This window comes from Anaerosacchariphilus polymeriproducens, from assembly GCF_003363435.1.
Classification (GTDB): Bacteria; Bacillota; Clostridia; order Lachnospirales; family Lachnospiraceae; genus Anaerosacchariphilus; species Anaerosacchariphilus polymeriproducens.
Genome location: NZ_QRCT01000026.1, coordinates 1 through 15445, shown reverse-complemented (window position 1 = coordinate 15445; position 15445 = coordinate 1). Strand labels below are relative to the sequence as shown.

At 33.7% G+C, this 15445-nt stretch carries 15 protein-coding genes; 12 read left to right on the top strand and 3 right to left on the bottom strand.

Features of this window, described 5'->3' with window-relative positions:
• The first annotated feature begins 30 nt into the window (after positions 1-30).
• Positions 31-948, top strand: coding sequence for a (4Fe-4S)-binding protein (locus DWV06_RS09480; protein ID WP_115481945.1), 918 nt, complete (start codon positions 31-33; stop codon positions 946-948).
• Positions 949-1007: 59 nt separating this feature from the next.
• Here the strand turns inward: DWV06_RS09480 and DWV06_RS09475 are convergent, their stop codons facing one another.
• Together DWV06_RS09475 and DWV06_RS09470 are read right to left on the bottom strand one after the other, a co-directional pair.
• A complete protein-coding gene (locus DWV06_RS09475; protein WP_115481944.1) occupies positions 1008-2105 on the bottom strand; it encodes a hypothetical protein in 1098 nt (365 codons plus the stop codon).
• 31 nt (positions 2106-2136) lie between these two features.
• Positions 2137-3495, bottom strand: a complete 1359-nt coding sequence (locus DWV06_RS09470; protein WP_115481943.1) for an SPFH domain-containing protein — start codon at positions 3493-3495, stop codon at positions 2137-2139.
• Between the two features lie 145 nt (positions 3496-3640).
• Between DWV06_RS09470 and DWV06_RS09465 the strand changes: the two genes are divergently transcribed.
• From DWV06_RS09465 to guaA, 6 genes are all read left to right on the top strand, one after another.
• Positions 3641-4333: a M48 family metallopeptidase gene (locus DWV06_RS09465; protein WP_115481942.1), complete on the top strand. Its 693-nt coding sequence runs from the start codon at positions 3641-3643 to the stop codon at positions 4331-4333.
• Between the two features lie 382 nt (positions 4334-4715).
• A complete protein-coding gene (locus DWV06_RS09460; protein ID WP_115481941.1) occupies positions 4716-6041 on the top strand; it encodes a radical SAM protein in 1326 nt (441 codons plus the stop codon).
• A gap of 12 nt (positions 6042-6053) precedes the next feature.
• The gene (locus DWV06_RS09455; RefSeq protein ID WP_115481940.1) at positions 6054-7760 is read left to right on the top strand and encodes a S8 family serine peptidase; all 1707 of its coding nucleotides are present in this window, start codon (positions 6054-6056) and stop codon (positions 7758-7760) included.
• A 114-nt stretch (positions 7761-7874) separates the two neighbouring features.
• The gene (gene spoIIID / locus DWV06_RS09450) at positions 7875-8135 is read left to right on the top strand and encodes a sporulation transcriptional regulator SpoIIID (RefSeq protein WP_115481939.1); all 261 of its coding nucleotides are present in this window, start codon (positions 7875-7877) and stop codon (positions 8133-8135) included.
• Between the two features lie 75 nt (positions 8136-8210).
• Positions 8211-9536 carry an MATE family efflux transporter gene (locus DWV06_RS09445; protein WP_115481938.1) on the top strand — a complete coding sequence of 442 codons (1326 nt, stop codon included), beginning with the start codon at positions 8211-8213 and terminating at the stop codon, positions 9534-9536.
• Between the two features lie 232 nt (positions 9537-9768).
• A complete protein-coding gene (gene guaA, locus DWV06_RS09440; RefSeq protein ID WP_115481937.1) occupies positions 9769-11313 on the top strand; it encodes a glutamine-hydrolyzing GMP synthase in 1545 nt (514 codons plus the stop codon).
• A gap of 86 nt (positions 11314-11399) precedes the next feature.
• Here the strand turns inward: guaA and DWV06_RS09435 are convergent, their stop codons facing one another.
• Positions 11400-12017, bottom strand: a complete 618-nt coding sequence (locus DWV06_RS09435; protein WP_115481936.1) for a helix-turn-helix domain-containing protein — start codon at positions 12015-12017, stop codon at positions 11400-11402.
• 164 nt (positions 12018-12181) lie between these two features.
• On the opposite strand from DWV06_RS09435, the gene DWV06_RS09430 reads away from it, so the two are divergent.
• From DWV06_RS09430 to DWV06_RS09410, 5 genes are all read left to right on the top strand, one after another.
• A complete protein-coding gene (locus DWV06_RS09430) occupies positions 12182-12391 on the top strand; it encodes a LysR family transcriptional regulator (RefSeq protein WP_115481935.1) in 210 nt (69 codons plus the stop codon).
• A gap of 115 nt (positions 12392-12506) precedes the next feature.
• On the top strand, positions 12507-13259 hold the full coding sequence (locus DWV06_RS09425) for a replisome organizer (protein ID WP_115481934.1): 753 nt from the start codon (positions 12507-12509) through the stop codon (positions 13257-13259).
• A gap of 1 nt (position 13260) precedes the next feature.
• Positions 13261-14343, top strand: coding sequence for a site-specific integrase (locus DWV06_RS09420; RefSeq protein WP_115481933.1), 1083 nt, complete (start codon positions 13261-13263; stop codon positions 14341-14343).
• Positions 14336-14713 carry a plasmid mobilization protein gene (locus DWV06_RS09415; RefSeq protein ID WP_115481932.1) on the top strand — a complete coding sequence of 126 codons (378 nt, stop codon included), beginning with the start codon at positions 14336-14338 and terminating at the stop codon, positions 14711-14713. The genes DWV06_RS09420 and DWV06_RS09415 overlap by 8 nt, the downstream gene beginning before the upstream one ends.
• Before the next feature lie 22 nt (positions 14714-14735).
• Entirely contained in the window at positions 14736-15089 is a 354-nt protein-coding gene (locus DWV06_RS09410) for a hypothetical protein (protein ID WP_115481931.1), read from the top strand.
• The last annotated feature ends 356 nt before the right edge of the window (positions 15090-15445 follow it).

Sequence of the window (15445 nt, the reverse complement as noted above, 5' to 3'; positions counted from 1 at the left end):
CTATACAAAAGTAGTTTGGAGGAAAGTTAAATGGCAAAAATATTACCTGCACAGATAAAAGAAGTAAAAGCACAGGGATTTCTTATCAATCGTGGGACAGAAGAATTTTCAGGTAGAATATTGCCTTCCGGATGTGTTTTTTCAGCAGAGGATTTAATAACAATTGCGGAAATTGCAAATCGGTATGGAAATGGAAAGGTTGCGTTTACGACACGTTTAACTGCGGAAGTAGTTGGGATTCCATATGAGCAGATTGAGAATGCCAAAGCATATGCAGCAGAACACGGGCTATATTTTGGAGGTACCGGGAGTAAAATTAGGCCGATAACTGCATGCAAAGGAACAACTTGTGTTTATGGTAATTTTGATACACAGGCATTAGCAAAAGAAATTCATGAGAAATATTATAAAGGCTGGCATGACGTTAACCTTCCTCATAAGTTTAAAATTGCAGTAGGCGGATGCCCCAATAGCTGTATGAAGCCAAGCCTTAATGATTTTGGGATAGAAGGGCACAAAGCACCTGATTATAATATGGAAGCGTGTAAAGGCTGTAAAGTATGTAATATAGAAAAAAGCTGTCCTATGAAGGCCTGCAAATTGATCGATGGAAAAATGAGAATAGATACTCGTATCTGTCTGACTTGCGGAGTCTGTTCAGGGAAATGTCCATTCAATGCAGTGAAGAGACATGATAAAGTACAATATCAAATTTATTTAGGAGGAACCTGGGGAAAAAAGACTCGGGTAGGAACACCATTATCACGTTTGGTCAGTGAAGAAGAAATTTCTCCACTATTAGAGAAAACGATTCTTTGGTACATAGAGAATGGCAATTCCAAAGAAAGATTAGGGGCGGTAATTGATCGTATTGGGGTAGAAAATATGGAACAATCTCTTTTTTGTGAAGATTTATTAAATAGAAAAGAAGATATATTAGGGAAATGAAATGATAAAAGAAAACCTTCTGAGAAAATGATATTTCTCGGAAGGTTTACATTTTGTATTTAAGATTGATAGAAAAAATAAAAGATGATAGCTAAAATGATTCCGATAAGTATTGCAACAGCAACGCGCCCTTTTGAGATAGGGGATTTTCCGGATACTTTTCCTGTCTGTCCATTCACCATAAACTGATAAACTTTGTCATTATATTTATAGTTGGAAATCCAAACTGGTAACAGTAAATATTTGTATGTAATATCCTGATAGATAGCGGTCATCTGTATATCACGGACCTGGTCGGCAAAGTGTTCGGAGCGTATCTGAGAAGAAATATCATTACGGAGTTTATTATTTATGGAACATTTTGCGATTTCCCAAGCTTCTTTCAGTCCGATGGTATATCGCTCTGAAGTAAAACCGGCTATGTATTCGGGTTTGTAAGCTTTGTTGTTTTCTGTATCAAAAGGTTCAAGGCCTAGAAGCATGAATTGATCATGAGTAGTCGATGCATGTACCAGTTCATCGTTTATTCTTGTAGAATAAGAACCAGAGGTATGATACCAATCTGTAACTATACGGGTTTCTCCATCTTTCACTTTTACAGTGCGGTTTTTCCCATATTCTGCCGTATAATCTGCATAGGTGTTCGTATCAAAAGTCCAGTAAGGAAAGTATACCCCATTAAAAGCTTTCGGTTTGGCACTTTCTTTTGCAAGTTTTGGACAAAACCATTTTCTCTTGATCCATTTTTTGAATAATTCCGATGCTTCTTTATCTGTTATCTGAAAAGGAACAACGCCTCCAGGTGCTAATGTATTTTTGTCATTGGCTTCCATTACCTGGTTTGAGCCGCAGAATGGACAGACGGCTGCAATTTGTAAGGAGTCATAAATAGTTTCGGCACCACATGCTTTACATATTACAGTTTTGGTCTCTACACCCCAGTTACAATTCTCAGTTGATTCGGCAGATTCATAGTCTAATTCTTCTGCTTTTGATGGGATTTCTTCTTCGACCGGAATCGACTCTTTGTGTCCACAGTAAGGGCAGCTTAATCCACCGGTTGCCGGATCAAAATCCATAACACCTCCACAGGAAGGACATTTTTTGTCAGTCTCTTCCATGGTTTTTGCTAAGTTTGGTTCTTCAAAAAAACTCATTGTACTCCTCCTATGTATTAGATATCAAAAATTATTTTTTAATATCCTCATCATTGAATATATCTCCACATTCCGGACAGAATTTAGGAGGATTTTTGGGATCGGCAGGTTCCCATCCACATTTATCACATCGATATAATGGGGCACCGACAGGCCTTTTAGCTCCACATTCCTGGCAGAAGTTCCCTTTGTTGACAGCACCACAAGAACAAGTCCATCCTAAATTGTCAGCAGGTTTGGATTGTCCGCATTCCGTACAGAATTTCCCCGTATTACCAGTTTTGCCACAAGAACAAGTCCAACTGTTTTCAGGAGTAGATTGTGTTGTATCATTTACCGCATTTGAGTTCGTCAAAGGAGAGGTTGCTTGTTGGTCTTGAGCCATATTGAAGAGTGTATTTGCATTCATTCCACCTGCATTGGCAGCCATATTCATACCGGCGAAGGCCATCATTGGACCTGTAGAAGTATTAGAAGCAGCAGCTTTCATTGCTTCAGATTGTGCACCAACTAAAGTAGCAGCGGCCATACCTGGGTTTCGAAGAACAGCATTTTTCTGCATTTCTTTAATTAAAGCCTCGTCTTCTTCAGATGCTTTCACTCCATTAATACCAAAAGAGCTGATTTCGATTCCACGAAGTTCTGTCCATTTGGCTGATAGCAGTTCCTTTAAAGCTTCTGAAATTTCTATCGTATGTCCAGGTAAAGAACTGTAGCGGATTCCCATTGCAGAAATTTTAGCAAAAGCTGGCTGCAAAACTGTCATTAGTTCAGATTTTAATTGATCATCAATTTCTGTTCTGCTATATTCTTCCGTTACATTTCCAGAAACGTTTGAATAGAAAAGTAGTGGATCTACGATTTTATAGGAATATTCGCCAAAACACCGAATGGCGATATCAATGTCTAAACCGATATTTGTATCAACTACGCGGAAAGGTACGGGATTCGCAGTACCGTATTTATTACCCATTATTTCTTTGGTATTGAAAAAATAAATTCGCTGGTCTTTCGCAGTATCACCACCAAATGTAAACCGTTTTCCGATATTAGAAAAAGTTTTTGAAATATTAGAACTTAAATCACCATAAAACAGACTGGCTTCTGTTGAGGTGTCATAAACAAATTCTCCGGCTTCCGCGCAGACTTCTACGATTTTACCCTGGTCTACAATAATCATGCATTGTCCCTCATTCACTGCTACAATAGAACCATTACTGATAATATTGTCCTCTGCCTTGGTATTGCTGCTTCTTCTTTTTTCGGCAGTACGTTTCTGTCCCTTCGTTACTAAGATATCACTGTCTATTGAATCGCAGTAAAAATACTCACGCCACTGATCAGCGGTAACACTTCCTACAGCATTTTTCATCGCTCTGATTAATCCCATGTTATATCCTCCCATGTATAAGGTTTTTATAAAATTATATCTTTTTTTTCGACGATTGTCTAGGCAATATAGGGTAAAAGAAATTGGAAATAAGATCGGTTATAAGTTATAATGGTTTGTATTATAGAATAAAAGGAGAATCTGAATGAAGAAGATAATAGTGGAAGGAATTCCGCTTTTTATAGAAAAGAAACGAATCAAAAATCTTTATCTTAAAGTAAAAGCTCCGGATGGACAAGTTCAGATAAGTGCTCCTTATTTGATGCCGGAATCAGAAATCAAGAAGTTTGTACAGATAAAGTTATCTTGGATTGAAGAAAAGCAGAAAGAATTTCAAAAGCTAGAACTTCCGATAGAGCATCAATATATCTCCGGTGAGACCATTTATTTGTGGGGCAGGGACTATGAATTAGAAGTAATATCTTACCACAGGAATCATGTAAAAATAGAAGGGGACAAGCTGATTTTAAGAGTAAAAGATTCCAGTACTTTAAAACAGCGTGAAAAGGTCTTACTTAAATGGTATAGAGAACAGATGAAATTTTATATTCCGATTTTTATTCGTAAGTGGGAGAATACTATGAAGGTGAAAGTAGATGACTGGGGTGTTAAGAATATGAAAACACGATGGGGGACCTGCAATATCAGAGACAGAAGAATATGGTTGAATCTGCAGCTGGCCAAAAGGCCGATCCAATGTTTAGAATATGTAGTCGTACATGAAATGGTACATTTGTTGGAAAGAAAACATAACGACAAATTTGTTGCTTATATGGACAAATTTTTACCGGAATGGAAGGAATATAAACGCAATCTGGAAAACAGAAAATATTACTAGGTTTATGATTAAAACGAATATTACTCTAATCCCATGCATATCTTGTATAAAAGGCATGGGATTTTTGTGTTTAAAATTGGGACAAGATTATTATATTGCAACAAGGAGAATTTAAAGGAATAAGGAATAAAGTTAGTAACATGAACGAGAAATAGTTAATTAAGGAGGTAGTAATTATGAAACCTGCAAAAATGTAATTTATGTTTTGCAAGTATTGTAACAAGAAAGAATAGTCAGGGACGTATTAATTGGTAAGCCAAAATATTTGCTCGAGACTAATAAGTAAGAAGCGGATTCAGTCAAGAACAATTATGGCTTTATAATAAGACTTGATACATAACTTTATTCCTTATATAAGATATAATATGATTGGAGTGAAAAAATGAGTTTGTATAAATTACTAGAAACAAAAAGTAAGCAATATATTTACGATGCATATGAGAATGAACTTGTTGAATTACCAAAAAGAATCTTCAATATCATTAAAAACGAAAGAAATAATGATATTTATCAAAAGTTTATTAACGAAAACAAACTTAGGGATATTTATCAAGAGGATTTCATTACATTTAAATCTCCTCTTGAAGATCATGTGTATCGTTGGATTATTGAAAACAAACAGAAAACTCTAATTATTTCTTTAACGGAAGAGTGCAATATGAGATGTGAGTATTGTACCAATTACAAAAAAGATAGAGAAGGTCATCAACCTCAGCAAATGAGCAAAAGCATGTTAGAGAAGGCCATTGACCAATTCATGATTCATTCAAAAGAGAGTAAAGAAATAACCATTTCATTTTATGGAGGAGAACCGCTTTTGCAGTTTGATTTGGTTCAACATGCCGTAGATTATGCAAATAATAACCATTTTGGGCAAAATATTTTGTATTTGATTACGACCAACGGATTGTTCTTAGAAAAGCAAGAAATTTGTGATTATTTAATCGAGAATGATTTTTTCATTACAGTAAGTCTTGATGGACCTGAGAGAATTCACGACCGCTATAGGATTGATAAAAATGGGGAACCGACCTACAAGAGGATTATGGATAATCTCAGAAAAATAAAAAGAACTAATTTGAACTATTTTAAAACAAAGATTAGTTATAATGCAGTGGCCGCTCCCCCCTGTCAGAGCGAATTATTAAAAGAATTTTTTGAGGACTGTAAAGTTAATATATTTGAATTGCAGCCAACCGACTACTTTAAAGAAAAATATTTAATAGAAAATAAGGAAGAACGTGAACCTCTTGTTGGAGTCAGAAAAGGAACGAAACAAGAAGGGGTCAAAAAAATTCATAATCGTTTACAATTAAAATCTCATGAGATATCCAATCCTTGTAGTTTTTGTTTTCCATATTTAAAAAAAATATATTTAAAAGTGGATGGCGAGTTATTGGTTTGCGAAAAAGTAAAGGAAGAAGTTTTGGAATTTGAAATCGGTGATGTTTACCATTGGATTGATTATGAAAAGCTTAATCGTTTCTTGAATAAGACCTTGGATGTATTTGAGAAGAATTGCAGCAAATGCTGGGCAGTGCGCATCTGTCCTGTTTGTTACTTAAAACAAGGCTCAATTGATTATAACGGAGAGTATTGTAACCGAATAAGAAATCAGGCTGCCAAAGATTTTGTTGAATATCTTTCATTGATAGAGAAAGGTGATCATGATATTAATTTAAATAATAATTTTTCTTTTATAGGTTAAAGGAGATTGCATATGAATTATGATTTTTATAAAAAAAATTTTACAGGAAAAAATGTACGTATTGCAGTTTTAGATTCAGGAGTATATCTTCCTGATTCGCAAATAACGCATTATAATATTAATGATGTAAGGGACGGTGAAAAGAAAAAAAATATTTATATGGATTATAAAGAAAATATGCATGGTACATTTTGTGCATCAGAAATTAGAAAAATAGCTCCTGATGCACAGATTATTGATGTTAATATAGCAGATGATTTATTTTCGATTAAAGAAGAAGATATTATAAAAGCAGTTGAATTGTGTATGGAAATAGAGGCAGACATCATTAATTTGAGTCTGAAAATGGAAAAATTCAGTGAAAAATTTTTTGAGAAGTGTCAAGAGGCCTATAGTAAAGGTGTTTTTTTGATTGCATCATCGGATGGAGAGTTATCTTATCCGGCAGATTTTCCTGATGTAATTAAAGTAGTAAGTAGTGAACAAGATTTAGAAATTGAAGAAGTGGAAGAAAATTTTATTTCTATAAAAAATTATGAATTTAATTGTAATCTTTTCGGGAAAGTATATAAGTTAAAATCATCAAATAGTATTGCCTGTGCACACTTTTCAGGATTATTATCCCTTATTTTAGAAGCAAGGCCTCTGGCTTCCAATAAAGAGCTGGCACGTTATATCTTTGAAGACGTTATGGAAGATAAACAGGATATAGAGCAGGAAGGTTTTGTAGTAAATGAAAAATCAGTAGCAGCAATGTCGTCAGATCCACATATCCTGATAAATAATCTTTCTGAATTGAATAAAAATATTATTGGCTATTATGATATGGAAAGAAAGTTATTTGTAAATTATAAAGGAGAAATCATTCCTGACAAAGATTACAATGAGATATTGGAAATTAATCCTTATGAATATAAACGTAATTTATTGACGAATAAAAATTGCTTTCGTTCTAAGAGTCATGTTTATCTGGGAATATTCAAAGGTCAGAGCGAAAAAGGATACTTAAAGAATCATAAGTTCGGCAGGTTTCATTATATAAATTATATAAAGAAGCCGGTTATTTTTATTTGCAGTTTAGGTTATTCCAGTTCAAAGTTTGAATTGCAGTTGGAATTATATAAAGGTTTGAAAGAACATAATATTAGGTCTGAGAATATCACCTATAATCCTCTGGGCATTTTGTTTGGCTTTGAGGTATATGATTACCCCAAAAATGTCAACATTCCGGAGACTATTTATAGTATAAATCACGATTTATATGAGTTAAGCAAACAAGAATCTACAGATTTGGTAATTGCTAATATCGCAGGAGGGATTACGCAGTTAAATACTTATAACAGAAATAATTTTGGAGCATTATTTTTTGCATATAGAAATGCTGCAGATGCGGATATTATTATTTTAACTATAAATTCAGGCATTAATCTTGACCGTTTGGAGCGGCAGCTTGCAAAATTAGAGTTAGAAAATATTTCAAAGGTAATATTAGTGATATCCTCTCAATTTTATAGTACCATGCAGCTGGAAAGTTATGATGAAGTCAATATAATTCCGGCAAGTGCAAATCAACTACAAAGTTTTTATGAGGAAGTGAAAAAAAGATTCTCAAAGTATGAAGTTTTCAGTTACAATGAAGTAGAGGAAGGAAAACTTACAGAGCGAATGGTAGGTTTTTATAATGGTATTTGCGAAGGGCAAAGAGCTGGCAGGCTCTGAGCGGAAAGGTATCATGAATGAATATCAGATTCATACAGGAGTTAAATTTCAAATAAGAATAATCTTTTGTTCCCGCGCATATCTTGTAAAAAAGATAACGTGGGAATATTTAATATGAAAGAATATATTGAAGAAAGAGCTGTGGAAATTGCAAACTATATCATTGATTATAATGCAACGGTGCGACAAACAGCGAAACAATTTGGTGTGAGTAAATCCACAGTACATAAAGACGTAACCGAACGTCTGGTATTAATAAATGCAGCTTTAGCACAAGAAGCTAGAAAAGTATTAGACATAAATAAATCGGAAAGACACATTAGAGGTGGTCTTGCTACCAAAGAAAAATATTTACATCAAAGTAATGCTACTTGACTTTTCGAAATAAGAGCATAATATATTAAGTAGTACAATAAAAACACGAGATAAAAGAGAAAGTCAGGAAAAATTATGCTCTTTACCAAAAAAGATTTACGAAAGTTAATAGTTCCGCTAATAATTGAGCAAATATTAAGTGTCACAGTTGGGATGGCAGATATCATAATGATATCAAGTACCGGAGAGGCAGCAGTTTCGGGCGTTTCACTGGTAGATACACTCAATATTTTATTGATTAATATATTTGCTGCTTTAGCAACAGGCGGAGCTGTCGTAGCGGGACATTACTTAGGAGAGAAAAACAAAAAAGAAGCATGTAAAGCAGCAGGTCAATTGCTGCTCTTTTCAGCAGTGTCTTCTGTAGTTATTATGGGAGTTGTTTTGCTGGGGCGCAGTATTATTCTAAACATAGTTTTTGGGGCCATAGATCACGAGGTAATGGAATATGCCAGTATCTATTTGTTAATAACTGGGATATCCATTCCTTTTCTGGCCATTTATAACAGCGGTGCAGCGTTATTCAGAGCTATGGGAAATTCTCAAGTCACAATGAGAATTTCCATTTTTATGAATGCATTAAATATTGCCGGTAATGCATTGTTTATTTACGGTTTACACTGGGGGGTAAGAGGTGCAGCCGTTTCTTCTTTGATCTCCAGAATCATTGCAGCCGGGATTATTATGATAATGCTTTTAAATTCAAAACGGGAAATACATATTTCACCGAGTGTTAAACTCAAATTTCATGGATATCTTATAAAGAAGATTTTACGTATTGGAGTACCAAATGGAATGGAAAACAGTATGTTTCAGATTGGAAAATTATTGGTCTTAAGTCTGGCTGCCAGCTTTGGGACTTCAGCTATTGCAGCAAATGCAGTATCGAATACGATTGGAATGTTTCAGGTCATGCCCGGAATGGCAATTGGACTAGCTATTCTTGCAGTTGTAGCCCAATGTGTAGGAGCAAGCGATTATGGGCAGGCGCAATACTATACGAAACTATTGGTTAAAATGACCTATATCTGTATGCTTATCGTAAATATTTTAATTTTTATTTTTTGCCCTTATATTCTTAAAGCTTATCATTTGACGGAAGAAACGCTCAGAGTCACAACATTAATTATCCGCTATCATGCTGTATGCTGCGTCACGATATGGCCGCTATCTTTTAGTATTCCATATACATTGCGTGCTGCTAACGATGTAATAGCGACAATGCTCATTTCTATTGCATCTATGTGGATATTTCGAATTGCATTCAGTTATATTTTGGGAAGAAGTTTAGGCTTAGGCGTTTTTGGTCTGTGGGTTGCGATGACGATTGACTGGTTGTTCAGAGGAATTTTTTTCTCGATCCGTTATTGGAAAGGCAAATGGAGGTTACATAAAAATTGAGCGCATTGTGTGTAAAACATTGTATTTTTGTAAGAAAATTGTGGAAACCTACAAAACAGAGTAAAATAGCTTGTAAACAATACTGGGATATCATATAATATTTTTTGGATTATAATGAGCGTAAAGAATAATTGCTGAACTAGCGATCAACGATCAATGAACAGTACGGATATTTATGCTTTATATGATAAACTATGAGGAACGAAAGTGATAAAGTATAGGAGGAACCTTTGTGAAAAGAGAAACTGTGATTGTATTAGACTTTGGTGGGCAGTACAACCAATTAGTTGCAAGACGTGTAAGAGAGTGCAATGTATATTGTGAAATATATTCTTACAAAACAGATATTGAGAAGATTAAAGCAATGAATCCCAAGGGAATTATTCTGACAGGAGGACCAAATAGTTGTTTTGAGACTGATTCACCCACATATTCCAAAGAATTATTTGAACTGGGAATCCCTGTCCTGGGGCTTTGTTACGGAGCACAGCTTATGATGCACTTATTGGGCGGAAAAGTTGAGAAAGCACCGATTCGTGAATATGGAAAAATAGAGGTTCAGGTAGATACTAATTCTGCTCTATTTAAAAACGTATCACCAACTACAATTTGTTGGATGAGCCACAATGATTATATATCCAATGCAGCTTTGGACTTTAGCACGACAGCGCATACAGCAGACTGCCCGGTTGCAGCAGCTGAGAATGTTAATAAAAATCTGTATGCAATTCAATTCCATCCTGAAGTGCTTCATACAGTGGAAGGAACTAAAATCTTATCCAATTTTGTTATGAACGTATGTGGATGTGCCGGTGACTGGATCATGTCCTCCTTCGTTGAAGATTCTATTAAAGCTATTCGGGAAAAGGTAGGCAGCGGAAAAGTGCTTTGTGCATTATCCGGTGGTGTAGATTCTTCTGTGGCAGCAGTTTTATTAAGCAAAGCTGTCGGAGAACAGCTCACCTGTGTCTTCGTAGACCATGGTCTTCTCCGCAAAAATGAAGGTGATGAAGTAGAGGAAGTATTTGGACCGAACGGCTCTTATGACTTGAACTTTATTCGTGTAAACGCACAGGAACGCTTTTATGAAAAATTGGCCGCTATTGAAGAACCTGAAAGAAAACGAAAAATTATTGGTGAAGAATTCATCCGTGTATTTGAGGAGGAAGCGAAGAAAATAGGAACTGTTGATTTCCTTGTGCAGGGAACGATTTATCCTGACGTTGTAGAAAGCGGCTTGGGTGGTGAATCTGCTGTTATAAAATCTCATCACAATGTAGGTGGATTGCCTGATTTCGTGGATTTTAAAGAAATCATTGAACCTCTTCGTGACTTATTTAAAGATGAAGTACGTAAAGCAGGACTGGAACTTGGTATTCCGGAAAACTTAGTATTTAGACAACCTTTCCCAGGACCCGGGCTCGGAATTCGTATTATTGGAGATGTGACTGCCGAGAAAGTTGAAATGGTTCAGGAGGCAGATGCTATTTACCGTGAAGAAATTGCGAATGCGGGCTTAGACAGAAGCATTGGTCAATACTTCGCAGCCCTTACGAACATGCGCTCTGTAGGCGTAATGGGCGACGAAAGAACTTATGATTATGCAATCGCACTTCGTGCGGTGAATACCGTTGACTTTATGACCGCTGAAGCGGCTCAGATACCTTGGGATGTTCTTGGGAAGGTGACGAGCAGGATCGTGAATGAAGTGAAGCACGTGAATAGGGTGCTGTACGATTGTACGGGGAAACCGCCGGGGACGATTGAGTTTGAGTAGGATATTAAAGCCTACAAACCTTGAATATATAAAGGTTTGTAGGCTTTCTTTGTTGGTTGTGCTTGCAAAATGCTTGTAATTTTAAACTAATTCTTATCGTTTTCTAAAGATATAAGATACTCAAGCTGTTTTTTTCTACGTTCTTCAAGACTAAGTTCAGGATAGTCCTTTTTTGTAATGGGTGAAGTATAGCGTTCAATAAGTTGTTTTTTACTCATATCATATTTTTCCTTAGAAATACTATAGGATTCTAAATCAATAAAATCTTCAAAAATTCTTTTCGTAATTTGGCAGACTTCAACATTATTTGGATATGATTTATCGTTTCCATAAAAAGTTAATTTTATATACCATCTATATCTATCATCGGTTTCATTAGGTTTTTCTTCATCAGTTCCATTTTCTAGTCGATCATGTATCTCAAATTCACAACCAATTTCATTTGCTTCACAAATATCATATAGAAAAATAGCATAATCAGACATGGAAGAAAGAGATTTATTATAGTTATTTAAACCACAAATCCAATCAAGCGAAGTATTACATTTTTTTGCTATATGTATCAAAACATCTATAGCGGGTGAAATTCGTTCATTTTCGTATGCAGACATAGTAGGTTGGGGGATGTCTAAAAATTCTGCAAATTCTTTTTGCGACATTTTTAAGTCTTTTCTTAATTTTTGTAGATTCTTCCCTAAATTCATAAAAATACTCCTCTATCTTTAAAATAATATATATTTGTAATAATAGTATATATTATAACAAATTTTATGCAATAAATAAATAATAAATTATAAAAAGTATTGACATATAATAAATATTACTTATAATAATATATATTACAAGCGATAAATAAAGGAGATACAATATGAATAAAACAAAAAATTTAAATCGGGATGTTTTTGTACGTGTAGATACATTGATGAATGAATTGAAAATTTCTAAGGCATTAGCTTATAGATTAATGAAAGAAATGAACGATGAACTTCGCTCACAGGGTTATCTTACGATATCAGGAAGAGTTCCAAAGGCATATTATCATGCCAGATTTTTTGGTATGGGAGTAGAAAAAAGTTGAAAACAAAAAAGCCCCTCCTCGGCAAAGGAAGGGCAAAGACAAATCAGATAATGTGATATATCCACTAATTATAAAATAGCACATTATCTACATATACACAAGAGGAGGAATAGAAATGGCAGAAAGACGAATGTTTGCACGAAAAATAGTTGAAAGTGCGAAATTTTTAAAATTGCCATCAACTTCACAAAACCTATATTTTCATTTAGGTATAAATGCAGATGATGATGGAGTAGTAGAAGCTTATACAGTTCTGAATTTAATAAGAGCAAATGAAGATGATTTAAAAGTATTAATTGCAAAAGGATTTGTTCAAATTTTGAATGAGGATTTAGTAACATATATTGTGCATTGGAGAGATAATAATAAGGTTAGGGCAGATAGAAAAGTAGACAGTATATATCAAGAACTTTTAATTGAGTTTATTCCAAATGTAGATTTATTGGAGAAAAAACATCGCTCAGATACAAAGACGAATAAGGAAACTAAATTGTCTCCAATGGACGGTCCATGGACGGAGCAGTATAGTGGAGTAAAGGATAGTATAGAAAAATATAGTAAAGAAGAGTGTAAATATAAGTTGGGAGAAGAAGAACTTTCAATTTTAGAATACGAAAAATTGATATCACACTATTCTAAAAATGTCGTAGATTTTACGATACAGAGAATAATGCAACATCCATATGTGAATTGTTTAAATGTAGAAACGATAAGTAAATGGTGTAATGAAATTAAGAAAAGAACAAAATCAAGTCAAAATCTAAGCAAAAATAAATTTAATAATTTTAATCAGAGAAATTATGATTTTGATAAATTAGAACAAGCATTGTTATTTGTTGGTTCAGAAACTAAAGTAGGGAGGGGATAAGATGTCTGCAAGTAAAGATCTTAAGAGAGGAACATGGAAGGTATATTGTTATTATACTGATTGGCAAGGAAACAGAAAGCCAAAAACTAAAAGAGGATTTCAAACAAAAAAAGAAGCTCTAGAATGGGAACGTGATTTTTTACAATCAAAATCAAGAGATATTAATATGAGTTTTGAAACCTTTGTGAGCATATATTTAGATGAAAAAACCCCACGAATTAAATATAATACATATTTAACGAAAAAACATATTATCGAGAAGAAAATACTTCCCTATTTTAGTAAAAAAAATCTATCTGAAATAACAGTTACGGATGTTATGCAATGGCAAAATGAATTAATAGGTCAAAAAGATGAAGAGGGAAAATCCTATTCCCCTACCTATTTGCGAACGGTTCAGAACCAATTGAGTGCAGTATTCAATCATGCTTGCAAATTTTATGGATTGTCTGTCAATCCATCATCACAAGCAGGTAAAATGGGAAAAGCAAAAGCAAAAGAAATGTTATTTTGGACAAGAAGCGAATATTCGGACTTTATGCATACTATGTATTGTAAGCCTGTATCTTATTATGCATTTGAAACATTATATTGGTGTGGTATTAGAGAGGGGGAGTTACTTGCATTAACAGTAGGAGATATCGATTTAGTAAATAGAAAAATGATAATAAACAAATCTTATCAACGATTAAAAGGAAAAGATTATATTACAGAACCAAAGACTGAAAAAAGTAATCGTGTGATTGATTTACCAAATTCCTTATGTTTGGATTTAGAGGACTATCTAGGTATGATGTATGGATATGATAGTGATACTCGTTTATTTCCTGTATCAAAGAGTTATTTACATCATGAAATGGACAGAGGATGCAAAGAAAGTGGAGTAAAAAGGATTCGTATCCATGATATTAGACATAGTCATTGTGCTCACCTTATTGAACTAGGATTTTCACCAGTTGAAATTGCAGAAAGATTAGGACATGAGAGTATTTCGGTTACATATACATATGCACATTTATATCCGTCGAAACAATTAGAACTTGCAAAAAGATTAGATGAAGATAGGGGAAAGGATTATGAGTAAAATATATAAGAGAAAATCTAAGAAGATAAACAAGGGAAAACAACAGAAGGGTGACCTTAACAGAAAGAGAAGTTTAATTGTTAATTTTAGAATGTCACCTCTGGAAAGGCAAATATTAGATGAGAGAATAAAATTATCAGGATTATTAAAACAAGACTATATGATACAAAGTTCTCTATATCAAAAAGTTGTTACAGTTGGAAATATTAGGGTATTTCAAGAAATGAAAAAACAAATTATAGAAACCAATAATCATTTAATGCAAATAAAGTATTTAGGTGATGTAGATATTGTAAAATTAGAATCTTTTAGAATGATAGTAGAAATATTAAAAGGTTTAGATTTGGACATTTTGGAAGAAGCAAATTAATTTTATATTGGAGGAAAAAATAATGGGAAAAATAGAACAGAAAAATCTACGTTTTAATTTGGCATTAGTGGATCATGTGAAGGCGTATGAGTTAATTCAAAATTTTAATAGAAATGAATACCATAATCTAAGTGATTATATAGTAGATTGTTTAATTAAATTTGATGAATATGAAAGAAATAAGGATAAGAACAAGGAATATTTATTAATAGATCAACTACAAGAACGGATAGATCAGTTAGAAAAACGATTGGATCAAATGGAATATGGATCTGAAGATGAATCAATCTATGAATTTTCGGAAAATTCAAATGAAATTTTTAATTATAATACTGATATAGCTGAGTTTTATGCTGGATTAAATTTAGATGATTAATGGTATTTAATTATTATATATACTAATAAATTTATATTTTATAGTAAAAGGAATTTTGGCATAGGATTACGATTTTAACTATGAACCTATAGTATGTTTGAGATTTTATGGATGAAGTGTTTATTTAACAGAAAGAAGTTAATTTAGATTATATGTATAATCTAGAAAAAATCTAGAAAAATTTACTCAGTAAGGTGGCAAGATACGCATTTGTGGGTACAAATACAAAGTTCTTGTTAGGGAGATTCCCTAACACCCCTGTTTTCTAGAATAATAAAATTATATAAAAAGTTGATTAAGAAACTGATTAATATTTTATTTAGGTATTTTTTATAGGAGTCCAGCGGTGTTATGTC

Excerpts from the sequence above, each read along its gene's own strand:
- DWV06_RS09465 (WP_115481942.1), top strand. The coding sequence starts at position 3,641 with ATGAAGAAGATAATAGTGGAAGGAATTCCGCTTTTTATAGAAAAGAAA.
- DWV06_RS09470 (WP_115481943.1), bottom strand. The coding sequence starts at position 3,495 with ATGGGATTAATCAGAGCGATGAAAAATGCTGTAGGAAGTGTTACCGCT.
- spoIIID (WP_115481939.1), top strand. The coding sequence starts at position 7,875 with ATGAAAGAATATATTGAAGAAAGAGCTGTGGAAATTGCAAACTATATC.
- DWV06_RS09415 (WP_115481932.1), top strand. The coding sequence starts at position 14,336 with ATGAGTAAAATATATAAGAGAAAATCTAAGAAGATAAACAAGGGAAAA.
- DWV06_RS09430 (WP_115481935.1), top strand. The coding sequence starts at position 12,182 with ATGAATAAAACAAAAAATTTAAATCGGGATGTTTTTGTACGTGTAGAT.
- DWV06_RS09460 (WP_115481941.1), top strand. The coding sequence starts at position 4,716 with ATGAGTTTGTATAAATTACTAGAAACAAAAAGTAAGCAATATATTTAC.
- DWV06_RS09475 (WP_115481944.1), bottom strand. The coding sequence starts at position 2,105 with ATGAGTTTTTTTGAAGAACCAAACTTAGCAAAAACCATGGAAGAGACT.
- DWV06_RS09410 (WP_115481931.1), top strand. The coding sequence starts at position 14,736 with ATGGGAAAAATAGAACAGAAAAATCTACGTTTTAATTTGGCATTAGTG.
- DWV06_RS09480 (WP_115481945.1), top strand. The coding sequence starts at position 31 with ATGGCAAAAATATTACCTGCACAGATAAAAGAAGTAAAAGCACAGGGA.
- DWV06_RS09435 (WP_115481936.1), bottom strand. The coding sequence starts at position 12,017 with ATGAATTTAGGGAAGAATCTACAAAAATTAAGAAAAGACTTAAAAATG.
- DWV06_RS09420 (WP_115481933.1), top strand. The coding sequence starts at position 13,261 with ATGTCTGCAAGTAAAGATCTTAAGAGAGGAACATGGAAGGTATATTGT.
- DWV06_RS09445 (WP_115481938.1), top strand. The coding sequence starts at position 8,211 with ATGCTCTTTACCAAAAAAGATTTACGAAAGTTAATAGTTCCGCTAATA.
- DWV06_RS09455 (WP_115481940.1), top strand. The coding sequence starts at position 6,054 with ATGAATTATGATTTTTATAAAAAAAATTTTACAGGAAAAAATGTACGT.
- DWV06_RS09425 (WP_115481934.1), top strand. The coding sequence starts at position 12,507 with ATGGCAGAAAGACGAATGTTTGCACGAAAAATAGTTGAAAGTGCGAAA.